Here is a 16,827-nt window from a genome sequence, read left to right on the forward strand (position 1 = left end):
GTTTGCAAATTCTCCTATTGAGTAATATTTCACAATTTATCACCTCAATAAGATTGTATCATAAATAGATATATATTTTTATAGATTATTATAGATTATTTTTAACAGTTAAAAGCCTCCAAATTCATGTCCTTTATTTTCTATATATAATTTTATAATACAACTAATAAATAAAGAAGAGGTTATGTAAAATCTAAAGAAATTCTTAAGAATTAGTATTAATAATTTTAATTATTTTTATAACACCATGTTTGTTACTTTAATTTTTAAATAAAGTTTATAATGTAACTAAAGGTAGCTCAACAATAAATGATGTTTCATTATTTATTATACTTTCAGCATGTATTTTACCATTATTATCATTAACTATAGCTTTTGCTATAGAAAGTCCTAATCCATATCCACCTGTTTTTCTATCCCTTGAATCATCAACTCTATAAAATCTTTCAAATATTTTCTCTAAATGCTCTTTTCTTATGCCTTCACCAGTATTCTTAATTATTAATTTTGCTCTATTTTTTTCACTTCTCAATATTATTGATATTTTTCCATTATCATTTGTATACTTAATAGCATTATCCATTAATATACTTATAAGTTTTTTTATTTGATTACTTTCAGCATTTATAAATATATTATCTTTTATTTTTTCTTCTAAAATTAATCCTTTTTCAAAAATTATTACCTCAAAAACAAGTAATATATCACTTAACATCTTACTTAAATTAATATTAATTTTTTCTTCACTATTCTTTTTTACATCTAAATTTGCTAGAGATAACATCTCATTAATTAAAGTTGACATTCTATTTGATTGAGAATCTATATAATCAAGCCATTTTCTCTGACTCTTTATAGTTTCTAAATCATTTTCCTTCAATAAAGAAATATTTGTCTTTATTATAGCTAGTGGAGTTCTAAGCTCATGTGAAGCATCTGCTATAAATTGCTTTTGTTTTCTAAATGTTTCTTCTAATGGGGTTATTGCTTTATTAGTAAAATATAAACTTATAAAAAATAATACTATTAAACTTAATACCCCAACTCCAATAAATGTTTTTAGTAGCTGATTTAACATTTGCTCTTGAAATGATTTACTCATTAATACTATTCTTTTACCATTTCCTATATCTTGTTTTAAATATTTAAATTTTTCATTATTAATTATTATTGTATCTAAGTCTCTTTTATTATTAATAATTTCTTTAACAACATTATTTATATCTAATTCATCAATATTAACCTTAGATGAAACAGAAATTATTTTATTTGTAATATCTAAATCTATTTTTATTGTCATGTTTATTTTAGAATCTCTAGGTATTGGCTTTTGTATTTGAGAAGGTATCATGTTGTTCCATAATTGTATACTTATATCTTTTTCAATACTATCAGCAGTCCTAAAATATATTGCTCCAAATATAACCATAAATACTATTGTTAAAAGTACCATATTAATTAATAATAATTTAGTTTTTAATTTTTTAAACATTCTTATCCTTCCTGAAGTTTATAACCAACACCTCTTATAGTAGTTATGTTAGAAATAGACTCAATATATTTAAGTTTCTTTCTTAAAAAGGAAATATATACTTCTATATTGTTATATTCAGCATCCGAATCATATCCCCATATTTTGCTTATTAATTCATCCTTAGTTACTATCATTTTAGGCCTTTGTATAAAACACCTAATAATTTCAAACTCCTTTAATGAAAGCTTTATACTATTATATGGTCCTTCTAATTCATAACTAGAAATATTTAATTTAATATCTCCAAAGCGCAAAATATTATTATTTATAATTTCTCCTTTTCTCCTAGTTAATGATCTTAATCTTGCCAATAATTCTTCTATAGAAAATGGTTTAACTAAATAATCATCCCCTCCACTGTCTAGCCCCTTTACTCTATCTTCAATTTCTCCCTTAGCAGTTAATAAAATAACAGGAGTTTTTATATTTTCTTTTCTTAATCTTCTAAGAACATCTAATCCATTAAGTTTAGGTAACATAATATCTAGTATTATTACATCATATATATCTGTTAGTCCATAATCCAATCCATCTTCACCATTATATACAACATCAACTAAATATTTATTTTTACTTAATATTTGATTAAGTGCTTCTGAAAGTTGTATTTCATCTTCTATAAGTAATAATCTCATTAATCTCATCATCCTTATCAATTATTTACAATTCATTATTAAAAGTCTAACACATCAAACAAATATTTAGTACATATTTAAGATTATTTTAAGCTTCTAATAATATTATTAATTTGTAGATTAACTTAAATTTAATAATAGCTAAAATTGGAGGTGAGTACTTTATGAATAAACCAAGGCATGAATTAAAGTTCTTTATTAATTTTTCTGATTATTTTGAAATAAAAAATAGAATTAAATATATAGCCTATCTTGATAAGAATGCTAATACTTATGGAACTTATCATATACGAAGCCTGTATTTTGATAATTTTAATGATAAGGCATTAGTTGAAAAAATTAATGGTTATAGTAAACGTGAAAAATTTAGAATTAGATATTACAACGATAATTTTGATTTTATTAGGTTAGAAAAGAAAAGTAAAATTAACGGTCTATGTACTAAATTTTCAGCATCAATAACAAAAGAAGAATGTAAAAAACTGTTAAATAATGATATTGATTGGATGCTTAATTCAAATAAATCATTAATAAAAGAATTATATTTTAAAATGAAATCTCAAATGTTGAAACCTAAAACAGTAGTTGATTATACAAGGGAAGCTTATATTTATAAGCCCGGAAATGTTAGAATTACTATTGATAGTAATGTAAGAACTGGCATATACTCTCAAGATATATTTAACATGACTCTTCCAACAATAAAGATTCCAAATAATTACACAATAATTTTAGAGGTAAAATTTGATGAATTTTTACCAGACATAATAAAAGATGTAATACAAACCAATACAAGAAAATCAACTTCTATTTCTAAATATGCTAGTAGTAGAATGTTTTGATAAATTTAAAACTAAACTTTGGAGGAATTATATATGAATTCACAAATTAACTTTTCTGATATTTTTAAATCAAGTTTTTTAGAAAAAACAAATAGCTTTTCAATTACAGATACCTTTTTAGCATTAACTCTTGCTCTTGCAATTGGACTATTTATATTTTTAATTTATAAAAAAACATTTAAAGGCGTTATGTATTCTGAAAGTTTTGGAATATCATTAATTGCTATGACTTTAATAACTACATTAATTATTTTAGCAATAACATCTAATGTAATTTTATCACTAGGTATGGTTGGTGCATTATCTATAGTAAGATTTAGATCTGCTATAAAAGAACCTCTTGATATTGCCTTTTTATTTTGGTCAATATCTGCTGGTATAGTTATTGGAGCTGGTCTTATTCCTCTAGGTATATTAGGTTCTGTCTTTATAGGAATTGTAATGCTTATATTTGTTAATAAAAAAAGTACTGATAATCCTTATATATTAGTTATAAATTGTTTAAATGATAATAGTGAAAACGAAGCTATTAATTTTATATCTAACTCTGTTAAAAAACATGTTGTTAAATCAAAAACTGTTTCTGCTACTTCTGGAATTGAATTAACTGTAGAAATTAGATTAAAAGAAATGTCAACTAAATTTGTAAATAATCTTAGTCATATACCTGGGATAAATAACGTTGTTTTAGTTAGTTATAATGGAGAATATATGAGCTAATAAGTAGGTGATGTAAAATGATTTCAAACAAACACTTCAATAAGCTTGTTTCTATTTTTATAAGTATAGCTATAATTTTTTCATTAATTCTTATAGTATTGTCTAAATACTCAACTTCTAAAACCTATTTTGAACAACCTAATTATGTAACAAGTATTTTTAATGATGATAATGTTATAGAGATAAACATAGAAATTGATGAAACTTCTTGGCAAGAAATGCTTGATAACCCTACTTCCCAAGAATATACTACTTCTAATATAACTATAAATGGAAAATTATACAATAATGTTGGAATTAAACCAAAAGGAAATTCAAGTCTATCTCAAATTGCAACAGATGACACTACAGATAGATATAGCTTTAAAATTAAATTTGATGAATATGTTGAAGGTCAAACCTTAGATGGTCTTAGTAAATTAGTATTAAATAATAATATATCTGATGCTACTTATATGAAAGAATATCTTTCTTATAAATTGCTTAATTTTTTAGGTGTTCCAACTCCAGAATGTGCATATGCACATATAATGGTTAATGGTGCAGAATGGGGATTATATCTTGCAGTTGAACCTATTGAGGAAGAGTTTATCTCAAGAAACTATGGTTCTACAAATGGTAACTTATATAAACCAGAAAATGATAACATTGCCATAGGAAATAAATATAATAAAATTCAAGCTCCTTCCGATATAAATAACAAAAATATTTTCGGTGAAGTGAAAGTTCATCCTAATATGAATACTGAAAATCTGCCATATGATATTAGTAATGAAAATTCTTCACCTAAATCACCAAATCCTGATATCACTAAAAATTCCTCTAATTAATTTCCAAATACAATAAATGAAATTGATGAAGATAGGATGGGCAAAGGTATGGGTGGAAATTCTAATGGTGCTGATTTAGTATGGAATGGAGATGATATATCTAATTACTCCGCCATCTTTGATAATGCTATTTTTAAAACTACAAATAGTGATGACTATACTAAAATTTTAGATATGATTGAACATCTTGATAGCATGGAAAATATAGAATCTTACTTAAATGTAGATGAAGTGTTAAGATACTTTGCTTGTAATACATTTTTAGTTAATCTTGATAGTTATGTTTCTAACATGAATCATAATTACTATTTATATGAGGATAATGGTATTGTAAGTATATTGCCATGGGATTATAATTTATCATTTGCAGGATTCCAAGCCGGTTCAGCTTCAAATGCAATAAACTTTCCTATTGATTCTCCTGTTTCAAACAGTTTAGAGGCTAACCCTTTAATAGGTAATTTATTAGAAGTAGAGGAATACAAAAAACTATATCACCAATATCTAAATGATATAGTAGAAAAATTTATTAATAGTGGAACTTATGAAACTCTTATTTCAAAAACAAATTTATTAATTAGTAATTATGTAAAAAATGATGCTACAGCATTTTATACATTTGATGAATACAACGAAGCAATTAAAAATTTATTAAGTTTTGGATACGATAGAGCAACAAGTATTTCTGCTCAACTTGATGGTACTCAGCCATCAACAAGTGCTGGTAATATTGAAACCTCCATTAATTTAAATTCTATGGGACAACAAGGTGGAAAAAATAATAAAGATGATATAGATAAAATTATAAATAAGCCATATAATTTTCATTCAACTGATAATAGTACTAATAATACAAATAACTTTACTAAACCATCAAATGATATATCTCAAAATATTAATAATTCAAAGATGGAATCTATGGAACCTACAAACATAGATAATTATATGAAAGATTTTAAAAATAATAATTTAGCAATGGGTCCAAATAGTAGTTTTTCTAATACTATTAATAATTCTTCAATACTCACATTTTCATCAATTGTATTATTAATAATAGCTACACTTAAAATATCAGTACTTAAAAAGAGAAAATATATTAGCTAAATAAATTGCGCACCGTTTTAGTGCGCAATTTAACTATTTTACACTTTTTACTTCAATTTCTTGAAATCTATACTTTTGTCCTGTTGGGTTAACCTTTCCTTCTGGAACCTCTTCAACAAACATATCATAAGGTCTTACAAAAAGCCCACACTCTCCATATAATGCTCTATAAAGCACCATAGTTTCTTGTGTTTCTGAATGTTTAACAAAATCTTCAACTAAATATAAGTCTCCTTTAAAATGTCTAAAAATTTTTCCTTTAGAATTAGATATATCTCTCATATTTTTTTCCTCCGTTAAATTTATTTAAAAATAAAAGAAACAGTTTGCTATTAACAAACTGCTTCTTTTATTATATCACTATTTAAATATTCTTCATAAATTAAATACTTTTTATGAACCTTTATAAAATAATCTCCACAAAGATATAAAGGATATATAAGCCAAATACTAATTATATTTATATTAAAACTATAATTATTCCAAATAATTAATATAGCTATAAATGAAGAAATAACAGAAACTATATTATTAATTACTAACATTTTAATATTATTTATCTTTATAATTTTTAAATTAATCACAAATAATATTACAGTAAATATTGAATATAGTACTGATTTTAATAAATTTTCTACATTATAAATATCAATACTATATTTTTTCATATAAAGCACATATTCAAACTTTTCTTTATATTCATCCCACATATTGCTCCAAAAATTAAAATCAGACCACTTGTTTGGAATCATATCTAATGGAATAGAAATTTTAATATTTGTAACTTTAAAAAATATAAATACAGAAATAACAATCATTAAAAAATATATTCCTACTAAGACTGGCTTATTTCTTTCTTTAAATAAACTTTGAATTATTTTAATTAAAATTAATAGCAATGCTAAAATTGGGAATATAAATGATATGCTCTTAGCTATCATATAATATAAATTTCCGTTAATAGCCATTTCATTAACTCCAAATTTAATTTTAAAATCTTCAATTTTATTTAAAGTTAAATTTGTACCATCTACTATTATTCCATTTAAAACAGTAGAAGAATCATCTGGTGCTTGAATAATCATATTTGCTTTAGAATTTTTTAAAATCCCCCTTACAATTAACTTTTTATCATTATAAAGAATTTCTCTTCCAATACAGTTAGCACTTCCAAATAATTTATATGATGTATCAATGTCAATTAAACAACCTTCTAAGTCATCTTTAAGCAATGTTGTTCCTTTTATTAACAAATTAGATTGTCCCTTTATAATTAAAACATCTAAATCTTCTGCTGTTTTTCCTAAATTTTCATTATTAAGAACTTGTGAGGATTTTTCAGCCCATCCTAAAATTTCTAAATCATTATCACTTTCAGTTATGTCCTTAATTAAATCTGTATTATAATTTTCATTTTCAAAATAAAAATTTAAAGTTTTCTTTTCGTTTTTTATATTATTTGCATAACCTAAGGACATTCCCCAGCACATAATTAAAGCAAATATAAAAGTTATTTTAACTATGTGCTTTAAATACCTTCTCATTCAGTCTCCAGACGAACTCTATCGCCATCATTTATTATCTTATTGCTATCAATAATTATTTTATCATTTTTTCCTAATGCACCTTCAGTTACTGCTGCATATTCACCATCTCTTTTTTCAATATTTAGATCAATTTTTTTAGCTATTAATTCTTCCCCAAGTACAGTTTCTTTTTCAGTAACAACTAAAACATAATAACTGTCACCAGCCCCTTGTCTTAATGCTGTTAATGGAACACAAGTCGTATATTTTTTTGATTTACTTGAAATTATAATTTCTCCATTATCATCAATATCACCTATTCCAACAGGTAAAATAACTGTTATATTCAAAGTATCTTCATTTTCTTGATTTCTAGAAATTGAATCAATAGTTAAATCTTCAACCATTCCATAAGTACCTAAATTTACAGTAACAGTTTGTCCTTGCTTTATTGAAGTTCTTTTTTCTTTATCAACTTCACCAATAAATTTAAACCCTTCGCTTTTATCTGCAATAAAAGCTATGGTATCAGTTGTAACTCCACCATTTTCTGCAACAACACTAGTAACTATTCCTTCTTTTTCTGCAATAATTTTTCCACCTGCATCTAATAATGGTTGAAATTTTGAAAGCTCTTTATTATATTCATCAATTTTAAGTGAATCTTTAGTATCTTGAAGTGTTCTATCTAAATCAACAGTATCATTTGATTCTGCTACAGCTGAATCATACATTTCCTTTTTTGATTTATAGTCAGATTTTAAACTTTCTTCCATTCCTGGCTCTTTTTTATCCTCACTTAACTTTGAATAATCTTCTAATGCTTTTTTTGCTGTATTCATTTCCTTTAAAGCATTTTGTACACTTTGCTTTTTAAGATTTATTGCTTTATTATAATCTTCATTTGCACGTGTTAAAGTTTTTTGATCTTGATTTATATTCTTTTTAATTTCTCCAACTTTCTTTTGCAAGTCTTCAACATCAAGCTCTGCTAAAACATCTCCAGACTTAATAACTGACCCTTCACTTATATTTACATGGTTAATTTTAAGTCCTTCAACTACAGATATTTTTTCTTCTCTATTTTTTATAACTCTACCTTGTGCAGTAAGATTATCTATTATTGTTTTAGATTTTATATTATCAACCTTAACTCTTGGTATGGTCATAGAATCTGCTACTCTTGATAATATAGTACACCCTATCATTAAAATTAAAAAAACAATCAAAATCTTTACTGCCTTCTTTTGTAATGTATCTTTGCCCTTTTTTACATATTTAAAGTTTATTAATTTCTTTATTTTTTCGTTTTTACTCATAAATTTATCATTCCTTTACTGCCGATGCTGCAATACCTTGTTCTAAATAACTTTGTCCTGCAAAAAACACTATTATAGCAGCTATTAAAGTAACAGCTGATGCTGTAAATGCTATATCAGCATTTTCTAAAGTGATATTTGGTAAATAAATTGATAATGGCCATAATGCCTTATCTTTTAAAAATGTTAGTGGTTGCTCTATTAAGTTCCAATACTCTAAAAACTGTAATACAACAGCAGACATTATACCTGGCATTCCTAAAGGAAGACCAATCTTAATAAAAATAACAAACTCACTAGCCCCATCCATTCTTGCTGATTCAATAATAGATTCTGGTATGTTACAGAAAAATCTATACATTATAAATACTGAAAATGTTGAAAATATAGCAGGTAATATTATACTTCCATGCGTATTAAGAAGATATAATTTATCTAGTACCAAATAACTTGATAACATTGTAACCTGAAAAGGCATTAACATTACTGCTATATAAATAATAAATAACACTTTCTTAAAGGGAAACTTATATCTTGCAAATCCCCAAGCTGCTGGAATACCCACTATAAGTTGTCCACATATTGATAAAAATACTATTTTTACAGAGTTCCAAAACATCACAAAAAATTCTGGAGTATCAAATAATAATTCTACATACGCCCTAAGTGTAGGATAACTAGGTAATAATCCCCACCTTACATAACCGCTTCCCCTTTCAGTTAATATTGGTGAAAGATAAGTGCTTAACTCATCAGCACTCATAAATGATCCTGATAATAAAAATACAACTGGGAAACACATAAATATAGATAATGCAACTAATATAATAAATATTATTTTTTTCTTCATCTTATAAATTTCTCCTTAACTTAATCTTGCTTTTCCCATGCTCTTTGTAATAACATAATTAGTGCAAATATAATTACAGCCATAAGTACAGATCCAGCTGCCATTTTATTAAAGTCTAATTCCCTAAACCAATTATTAAATAAGTGTTGCAGTAAATACATACTCTTATCTGGATAATCACCTGCAACTAAATATGCTTCTCTAAACACCTTAAAAGAATTAAGAAGAGATAATACTGAAATTGTATATAATGTAGGTTTTAAACAAGGTATTGTTATCTTTGTAAAACATTGAAAATCACTTGCACCATCAACCTTAGCTGATTCATATATCTCCTTCGATATAGAATTTAAACCGGCTAACCATAAAATAATGTTGTATCCTAAGTTTTTCCATATGTAACTAAATACTAATATCCAAAAGGCCCATCCTGTACTCATCCAATCCTGTCCTGCTATATTAAATTTATCTAACACAGAACTTAAAAATCCTTGTTCATGAAAAACAATATTCCATATTAATACTATTGAAGCTATTGGTACTGCCATTGGAATTAAAAAAGCAGTTCTTAATATCTTTGATGATTCAACAAACTTATTTAAAGCTACTGCTATTATTAATGATAGTGACAATAATAATGGTATACACACAATAACAAACTTTGTAGTATTACTAGCTGCCAACTTAAAAGCTGAATTATTAAATACCTCTATATAATTTTCAATTCCTACAAATTCTCTTGAAATTGCACTTTGAAATGACCTTAAAAATACATCTAAGAAAGGAAGCAGCGTAAATACTGCTACCCCTATTAGACTTGGTAAAACAAAATATAATCCAGTATACTTTGCTTTACTTCTTACTTTTTCTTTATTATTTTTTATTTTTGATTTATAAGTTTTATTTATATTTACCTTGCTTAGTTTATTTATCTTTTCTTTATTTAGTTCATTTGTTTTTAGCTTATTTATTTTTAGTTTACTTACTTTTAAATTTTCCATACTACTCCGATAAGTATAAATCTAAGTTATCTATAACTTCATTTATAGCATCCTCTAAAGATATTTTTCCTTGTGTATATAAATCAAATTGCTTTGCAACTTCTTTTAATAATATTGTGTTTACTGTTGTAGCAACATTTAAACTTTCTATTTCACTTCTTAATCTATTTACATCTTCATCATTAGGATATAATACTTTTACTTCCTTTGAATTTCCAAACTGATCACTCCATCCTGTTGTACCTTGAACATAGTGATTTGTTGCTTGGTCAAATTCCAATTCATATCCTTCCTCTTTTAACCTTTCTATAGAAAAGTCATTTTCAAATTTATTAATATTTATGCTAAATCCATAATTAGAATATATTTCATTAGATTTTGAAGTTATTAAAGATTTTATAATCTCTTTAGCCTGTTCCTTATTTTTTCCCTTGGAGTTTATTCCAACTGTAATTGATGGAATAAATATATTTTCTTCACCTCTACTTAAAACCTTATAGTCTATTTCAGGTAAATTATTTAAAAGTGTAATCATACTTCCATAATCATAAGACCCTGTAAGTCCCCCTAGAGCTAATAAGGAATTTCTTTCAAATAAAAATGAATCAGGATAGATAGATGGATTTAAATAATATTGTAAATCATATTCTGAATATATATCTTCATAATCCTCCTCATCATCCTCAACTATTTCTTCTTCAGCTTCAATTGAATCAAAAACTGCCCCATCTTCATTTAAGCTTGAATATTTATCTTCCATGGTTTTAATATAAGCTTCTTCATTAATTTTAATTTCAGAATAAATTTCATTAGCTTTTTCAAAGAAATTCCTTAAAGCATCTTCATTTATATTATTATCTTTATTTAGCCAATCACTTCCATATAAATAATATAATGAATAAACTAATGAATTTGGAGTAAAGTAATTATCAAATATTCTTTTATCCTTTTGGTTTGATAATTTCTTTGTTACTTCTACTAACGAATTTAAGTCTGAAACTGATGCAATATCATCTTTATTTCCTAATAATATTGGATATTTAAATGATGTTGCTATTTGATATATCTTACCATCAATCTTATAAGCATCTGCAATATTTTTAAATATAGTTTTACTTTCAACTAAAGGATTTATAACATCACTTATGTCTTCTAATAACCCTTTTTTAATATATGACTCTGCTGATAATCCATCTAATATTATTACATCGGGACCATGTCCTGACATTATTTCTGTGTTTAAGGCTTTAATTGCGTCTGATTGAGTTTTTCCATCACCATAGTTTAAACCAACTTCATATTTAACATAAACATCTGGATGTTCCTTTGCATAGCTTGAAATTGCTTGTCTTATTGAATAGTTCTCTAATAATGAATATACTACAATTTGATTTTCTGGAACTGATGGTATGTTTTTATCATAAACAAAGTTAATAATTGCTCCATTTGAATCATTGTTAGACCAATTATTAAATATAGCTAAAAACTCACCATTGCTCTTTTCAATAAATGAAATTAAGCTCATTTCACTATCACCAAAAGATGAAATTGCAGAATCTATTATTTGTTTTGCATTTTCACTTTTCATATCATATTCATATAATCCTAAAGTATTGTAATAATAAATTTTATCTTTACTTCCGGAATTAATAAAGGTTGGATAATAATTAGAAATTTCAGATATTGTAGCTTTTTCTAAAGCTTCTAAATTACCTTTCTTCTTTCCACTTGTAATATCATATTCAACTAATGAATCAAAATCATATATAATCAATGAATCTCCAACTATAAAGAAATCATTTATCCATTCTTCTCCTTCATATACATGCTTTTCTTCAAAAGTTTTACCATCAAACTGAACTATCTTTTCATTATTACTACCTGTGCTAAAAAATACATCTCCACTTAAACTGCTCTTAAAGTTAGAATAACTTCCATCTGTTGATTCTTCATCATCATTATAAACTGAAAAATCTAAATCAATTTCCTTTAAGTTACCTTCCTTATCTACTGTTGCATATTTATATTTAGGATTTTCATAGCTTGACTCTGTTATTAGTTCTTTACTTTCATTTTCATTAAGTGGTTCTTGGAAATAATAAGATAATAATATTGTTTCATCATTTAAATATCCAATACTATTAAAATATGTTTCTTTTCCTTCTTCCTTAGGTAACTTAAAATCATTTTTTGTCCATGTTTTTCCCCCATCTTCTGAAATAAAAAACACTGGAACAAAGTCATCTGTTGAATATCCAATCATTCCTATTTTATCATTCTCTAATAAACTTAGATTTTGTACTTCGACTCCTTCTGGTAGCTCGTACTTTTCTTCAACGTATCTCCCCATAGAGGATTTTCCTCCCTTTGTTGAACAAGCTACCATACCAAAGCATAATGTTAATGTTAAAGCTATTGAAAGTATTTTTTTTAAATTTGCCCCCATAAATTACCTCCATAACATTTATCATTATTTAAATTAAATTTATTACCTTAATATTATTCACCTCCTTTTTTTAATATAGTTTATTTATTTTTATAAAAAACTTTTTAACAATTTTATTATTCATTTAAATATACTTCTACATTATTTATTATTTTTTTTGCAGCTGCCTCTGGTTTAATCTTTCCTTCAATAATATCTACAAATTGTTTTTCTACTTCTGTAATTAAAACTATATTAGTTTTACGTTCAACATTTAACTTATCTAAACGAGTAGTAATATCATTAATATCATCATCATTTAAAAAGTAAATTGGAGTTTCTAATACATTTCCATCATCATCCATATCCTTATCTACATATTTTAAATAATGATTATTTTCAGAATTAAATTTATATTCTTCTGTATTTAAATTTCCTTTTAAAGAATTAATAAACTTTTCTTTATTTGGAGTTAATGTTTGTGAATAAATATTTGAGTTAAGTAATTCTTTTAAAATTTCCTTTGCAGCATCTATATTCTTACTTTTGCCATTAATCCCTATTTTAGATATTGGATAAAAAATGTTTTTATTATCATTTTTTAAGATTTCATAACTCATATCACCTTTTTCTAAGATAAAGTTATATAAATTTTCAAAAGTACCTGTACCATTTATACTTCCATAAGCAAATAATGGTGTATTTTTTCTGTCTCTCATTCCATTTACAATTATATTAGGTAAATATCCATCTACTTTTTCTGTTATTATAGTAAAACCTTCCATTTGCGTTTGCTGAACAAAAGCTTCATATTTTTCTTTTTGATATATATCATCTTTTTCTTTACTTATCTTATATATTTCTTCACATTTTTCTAAGAAGCTCGTAAGCTCTGCTTTATTAATCTTATTGTTTTCATCTATCCAGTTATTTTCAAATATAAAATAAAATGAACGTATAAATTCCTCTGGTGTTCCTAAATATTCAAATATTCTGCTCTCTGACTCTTTAGACTTTTCTTTAATTATATTAAGTAATGAATCTAAATTATTCACTTCTTTTAATAAATCCTTATTACCTAAAAATACAGGAACTGAAATACTTAAAGGGAACTCATAAACTTTTCCATCTTTCTCGTAAGCATTAAGCATTCCCTTAAACATATCACTTTCATTAGAAACTACTATGTCTTTTATATCTGCTAATAAACCATTTTCTATATAAGAATCTACTGGTAAATCATCTAATATAATAATATCTGGTCCTTTTCCAGCCATTATTTCTGTGTTTAATAATTTTATTGCATCAGATATTTCTACACCTTTTCCTTCTGTTATTCCACATTCATATTTTATTGATATATCAGAATTTTTCATATTTAATTGAGTTATGAAACTAGATAAACTTGAATTTTCTAATAAAGAATATATCTTTATTTCATTTTCCTCTACTTCATTAGAAATATCATCACTATATTTATATAAAACCAAATTACCTGATTGGTCAGTTCTATTATTCATTAAGAAAATATAATCTGTTTCGTTTATTTTTATAAAATCATCTATATAAAGACTTTTATTATTTATATACTTAGAATTAGAAATTACCTTTTCACTTTTATTATTTTCTAAGTCATACTTATATAAATTAGAATTATTACAGTAATATAAATAATCTTCTGTTGGAGCACTAATTATATCTTTTTCTCCAGGGATTTCTTTTATATTATCCATTAATTCATTTAATGAATTTTCTTTTTCTCCTGTGTTTATATTGTAACTAATCATTTCATCTTCTACTGTTATGATTAATAAATCATCTACATTAGAAAAACCATTAATCTCTGAATCTACTTTATATCTATGTCTTTCAGTATATGTTTCTTTGTCTATTTGAATTAAAGTATTACCTCTTACTAAACCAATTAAATCACCATTATTTAACTCTATAAATCTTATTGGCATATCTTCAATCTGGGTGCTTGTCTGAGATAGGTTTAAATTAACTTTTTCAAATTCCATATTTTCATTTGTTATAAAATATTGAGTACTTTCATCCTCAATCCTTTCAGCTGACACTGTAAATGAACTTATTATTTGTCCATTACTAAGTATGCTTGAAAATAATTCATGTTCAGTACTGGTAGGTAAATTTCCTCTGTCAATATTTACTTCATTCCAATTTTCTCCAAAATCCAAAGAAATAAACACCTTCTTATTAAGGTTTTCATCTCCTATTATTGTCATTATTTCTCCTGTATTAATTTTTTTAATATCCATTATGTAGCAAGTTCCAGAGGGCATTTTTAATACTTTTTCTATGTAGCCAGTTTTCTTACTTGTTTCTGTTACTTGTAAGTCACTATCTTTATCTTTATTTTGATTTTCTGGACTACTACACCCCGTTAATGTTATTAATGTCATACAAATTATTATGTTTCTTATTAGTTTTCTTTTCATTTATTTTACCTTCCTTTCTAAGCCTATAATATATATTATATACTATTTTAATATAAAATAACTAATTTTACACTATTTACATGCAAAATTTTTTGTTGTATTATTATATTGTAAATAAAAAAAGGGGGATTAATTAAAATGAAATTTTCAAAACTTACTAAAAAAATATTATGTTCTTTTGCTTTAGGATTTACTATACTTTCAAGTTTTAATGCAATTAATGCTCATGCAGCTACAGTTACTTGTAAAACTGGACACTTAGTAATTAAATCTGCTCCATCAAACAGTTCATCTACTGCTGGGTATTTTTATCCGAATGAGTATTTTTATACTAGCTCTAGTTACAATAATGGAAGAGATACATTTTTTGAGTACAGAGCTTATTCTGGTAATATGAGATATGTAAATTATAAGCAAACTACTGGTACTTATGAGGTTACTAACTAATTCATCTAAAATTTCATTTTTATATTTTTAGCATAAAAACTTAACAGATACATATAAATTTGAAAATATTAAAAAGAACAGTATCAATTTTTAATACTGTTCTTTTAATATCTATTTTCTTAACATAATAAAAAAGCCAGCTTTCGCTGACTTTTATATTGCCCATTTTTTATTTCCTGTAAAAGATACATTTAACCATTTTTTATAATCAATATGCTTAATTGCATCATTTATTTCTTCTCTTACATTATCCATTTGGTCTAATGTTTTAAGCTTACTATCTTTATTATAAATAAAATCAATTTCAATTCTAAGCTCACGCCCAATTTTAGATACTCTTGCTATAGAATCTTCAAAATTATATTCTTCTTCAATTTCTTTAACTAATACATATATATCATCATTAATTTCATCATCTGCTTTTACACAAATTACTTCCTTAAAGCTTTCTATAAAACCTTTTATGGGTATTCTAATACATACTAATGATACAACAGCTGTCATTACTGGATCAATATAAGGATTTAAGAAATTTAATTTTGTATTTGATATAATAATTGCTACTATAAAAGCTACTAAAACTGCTGTACTTAAAGATGTATCCATAAGCCATTGAGTAAATTCAGCCTTAATAAGCTCTGAAGATAAAGCCTTTGACTTTAATTTCATATATAAAGAAATTGCTCCACAACCAATAACTGATACAACTGAATATATAATTGCTAATCCAAACTCTAAATTATTTCCACCGGCTACTATTGTTTTTATAGCTCCAACTAATGAATATAAACACATAATAGCTATTATTAATGATTTTATTGAAATAACTATTGGTTCTAAAATATGTTTACCAAAAGGAAACTTTTCAAAATCTCTCTTTGCCATATAATTATTAATGTAAAGAGATAACATTGATAACATTACGCTGATAAATGAATATAATCCATCGAATATAATCATATCAGAATTTAACGCTCAACCCCATGCAATACCAAATAGTGCAAAGAATAACGCACCTACTACAGATAGTTTTAATATTTTATTCTCTAGCTTCATTATCCTCACCCCTATTTCTTTAATTTTAATTTTTTCAAAACTAGATAATTATATAATATACTACATGTCTTTCTTTTGT

The 16,827-nt window shown here is 25.1% G+C and carries 15 protein-coding genes; 5 read left to right on the forward strand and 10 right to left on the reverse strand.

Annotated elements, in window-relative coordinates; all coding sequences use genetic code 11:
* Positions 1 to 277: 277 nt before the first annotated feature.
* Together QZ321_RS11785 and QZ321_RS11790 are read right to left on the reverse strand one after the other, a co-directional pair.
* Positions 278 to 1,492, reverse strand: coding sequence for an ATP-binding protein (locus QZ321_RS11785; protein WP_291749487.1), 1,215 nt, complete (start codon positions 1,490 to 1,492; stop codon positions 278 to 280).
* A 2-nt stretch (positions 1,493 to 1,494) separates the two neighbouring features.
* The gene (locus tag QZ321_RS11790; protein WP_291749490.1) at positions 1,495 to 2,169 is read right to left on the reverse strand and encodes a response regulator transcription factor; all 675 of its coding nucleotides are present in this window, start codon (positions 2,167 to 2,169) and stop codon (positions 1,495 to 1,497) included.
* 164 nt (positions 2,170 to 2,333) lie between these two features.
* Between QZ321_RS11790 and QZ321_RS11795 the strand changes: the two genes are divergently transcribed.
* The 4 genes from QZ321_RS11795 to QZ321_RS11810 are packed head-to-tail and all read left to right on the forward strand — an operon-like array spanning position 2,334 to position 5,665.
* Positions 2,334 to 3,011, forward strand: a complete 678-nt coding sequence (locus QZ321_RS11795) for a polyphosphate polymerase domain-containing protein (RefSeq protein WP_291749496.1) — start codon at positions 2,334 to 2,336, stop codon at positions 3,009 to 3,011.
* Positions 3,012 to 3,044: 33 nt separating this feature from the next.
* Positions 3,045 to 3,731 carry a DUF4956 domain-containing protein gene (locus QZ321_RS11800; protein ID WP_291749499.1) on the forward strand — a complete coding sequence of 229 codons (687 nt, stop codon included), beginning with the start codon at positions 3,045 to 3,047 and terminating at the stop codon, positions 3,729 to 3,731.
* Positions 3,732 to 3,748: 17 nt separating this feature from the next.
* Complete coding sequence (locus QZ321_RS11805; protein ID WP_291749503.1) at positions 3,749 to 4,561, forward strand: CotH kinase family protein; 813 nt, start codon at positions 3,749 to 3,751, stop codon at positions 4,559 to 4,561.
* 48 nt (positions 4,562 to 4,609) lie between these two features.
* Positions 4,610 to 5,665 (forward strand): CotH kinase family protein, encoded by a 1,056-nt coding sequence (locus tag QZ321_RS11810; RefSeq protein WP_291749506.1) that lies wholly within the window; start codon positions 4,610 to 4,612, stop codon positions 5,663 to 5,665.
* Positions 5,666 to 5,698: 33 nt separating this feature from the next.
* Here QZ321_RS11810 and QZ321_RS11815 read toward each other — a convergent pair whose 3' ends face one another.
* From QZ321_RS11815 to QZ321_RS11845, 7 genes are all read right to left on the reverse strand, one after another.
* Positions 5,699 to 5,947 (reverse strand): DUF1653 domain-containing protein, encoded by a 249-nt coding sequence (locus tag QZ321_RS11815; protein WP_291740165.1) that lies wholly within the window; start codon positions 5,945 to 5,947, stop codon positions 5,699 to 5,701.
* A 50-nt stretch (positions 5,948 to 5,997) separates the two neighbouring features.
* Entirely contained in the window at positions 5,998 to 7,209 is a 1,212-nt protein-coding gene (locus QZ321_RS11820) for an ABC transporter permease (protein WP_291749510.1), read from the reverse strand.
* Positions 7,206 to 8,510 carry a biotin/lipoyl-binding protein gene (locus QZ321_RS11825; RefSeq protein ID WP_291749513.1) on the reverse strand — a complete coding sequence of 435 codons (1,305 nt, stop codon included), beginning with the start codon at positions 8,508 to 8,510 and terminating at the stop codon, positions 7,206 to 7,208. The genes QZ321_RS11820 and QZ321_RS11825 overlap by 4 nt, the downstream gene beginning before the upstream one ends.
* A gap of 7 nt (positions 8,511 to 8,517) precedes the next feature.
* Positions 8,518 to 9,360, reverse strand: coding sequence for a carbohydrate ABC transporter permease (locus tag QZ321_RS11830; RefSeq protein WP_291749516.1), 843 nt, complete (start codon positions 9,358 to 9,360; stop codon positions 8,518 to 8,520).
* Between the two features lie 20 nt (positions 9,361 to 9,380).
* Complete coding sequence (locus QZ321_RS11835) at positions 9,381 to 10,361, reverse strand: sugar ABC transporter permease (protein ID WP_291749519.1); 981 nt, start codon at positions 10,359 to 10,361, stop codon at positions 9,381 to 9,383.
* A 1-nt stretch (position 10,362) separates the two neighbouring features.
* Positions 10,363 to 12,807: an extracellular solute-binding protein gene (locus QZ321_RS11840; RefSeq protein WP_291749523.1), complete on the reverse strand. Its 2,445-nt coding sequence runs from the start codon at positions 12,805 to 12,807 to the stop codon at positions 10,363 to 10,365.
* A 116-nt stretch (positions 12,808 to 12,923) separates the two neighbouring features.
* Positions 12,924 to 15,245: an extracellular solute-binding protein gene (locus tag QZ321_RS11845; protein ID WP_291749526.1), complete on the reverse strand. Its 2,322-nt coding sequence runs from the start codon at positions 15,243 to 15,245 to the stop codon at positions 12,924 to 12,926.
* A 138-nt stretch (positions 15,246 to 15,383) separates the two neighbouring features.
* On the opposite strand from QZ321_RS11845, the gene QZ321_RS11850 reads away from it, so the two are divergent.
* Positions 15,384 to 15,692: a hypothetical protein gene (locus QZ321_RS11850; protein WP_291749528.1), complete on the forward strand. Its 309-nt coding sequence runs from the start codon at positions 15,384 to 15,386 to the stop codon at positions 15,690 to 15,692.
* A gap of 153 nt (positions 15,693 to 15,845) precedes the next feature.
* Here QZ321_RS11850 and QZ321_RS11855 read toward each other — a convergent pair whose 3' ends face one another.
* On the reverse strand, positions 15,846 to 16,652 hold the full coding sequence (locus QZ321_RS11855) for a cation transporter (RefSeq protein ID WP_291749532.1): 807 nt from the start codon (positions 16,650 to 16,652) through the stop codon (positions 15,846 to 15,848).
* Positions 16,653 to 16,827 lie beyond the last annotated feature (175 nt).

The sequence above is a fragment of the uncultured Clostridium sp. genome (genome assembly GCF_910588715.1).
Taxonomy (GTDB): domain Bacteria; phylum Bacillota; class Clostridia; order Clostridiales; family Clostridiaceae; genus Clostridium.

Bases quoted from the DNA above. Each gene is read 5' to 3' on its own strand.
- QZ321_RS11800 (WP_291749499.1), top strand. From the start codon at position 3,045: ATGAATTCACAAATTAACTTTTCTGATATTTTTAAATCAAGTTTTTTA.
- QZ321_RS11835 (WP_291749519.1), bottom strand. From the start codon at position 10,361: ATGGAAAATTTAAAAGTAAGTAAACTAAAAATAAATAAGCTAAAAACA.
- QZ321_RS11805 (WP_291749503.1), top strand. From the start codon at position 3,749: ATGATTTCAAACAAACACTTCAATAAGCTTGTTTCTATTTTTATAAGT.
- QZ321_RS11825 (WP_291749513.1), bottom strand. From the start codon at position 8,510: ATGAGTAAAAACGAAAAAATAAAGAAATTAATAAACTTTAAATATGTA.
- QZ321_RS11820 (WP_291749510.1), bottom strand. From the start codon at position 7,209: ATGAGAAGGTATTTAAAGCACATAGTTAAAATAACTTTTATATTTGCT.
- QZ321_RS11840 (WP_291749523.1), bottom strand. From the start codon at position 12,807: ATGGGGGCAAATTTAAAAAAAATACTTTCAATAGCTTTAACATTAACA.
- QZ321_RS11850 (WP_291749528.1), top strand. From the start codon at position 15,384: ATGAAATTTTCAAAACTTACTAAAAAAATATTATGTTCTTTTGCTTTA.
- QZ321_RS11815 (WP_291740165.1), bottom strand. From the start codon at position 5,947: ATGAGAGATATATCTAATTCTAAAGGAAAAATTTTTAGACATTTTAAA.
- QZ321_RS11845 (WP_291749526.1), bottom strand. From the start codon at position 15,245: ATGAAAAGAAAACTAATAAGAAACATAATAATTTGTATGACATTAATA.
- QZ321_RS11855 (WP_291749532.1), bottom strand. From the start codon at position 16,652: ATGATTATATTCGATGGATTATATTCATTTATCAGCGTAATGTTATCA.
- QZ321_RS11795 (WP_291749496.1), top strand. From the start codon at position 2,334: ATGAATAAACCAAGGCATGAATTAAAGTTCTTTATTAATTTTTCTGAT.
- QZ321_RS11830 (WP_291749516.1), bottom strand. From the start codon at position 9,360: ATGAAGAAAAAAATAATATTTATTATATTAGTTGCATTATCTATATTT.
- QZ321_RS11785 (WP_291749487.1), bottom strand. From the start codon at position 1,492: ATGTTTAAAAAATTAAAAACTAAATTATTATTAATTAATATGGTACTT.
- QZ321_RS11810 (WP_291749506.1), top strand. From the start codon at position 4,610: ATGGGTGGAAATTCTAATGGTGCTGATTTAGTATGGAATGGAGATGAT.
- QZ321_RS11790 (WP_291749490.1), bottom strand. From the start codon at position 2,169: ATGAGATTATTACTTATAGAAGATGAAATACAACTTTCAGAAGCACTT.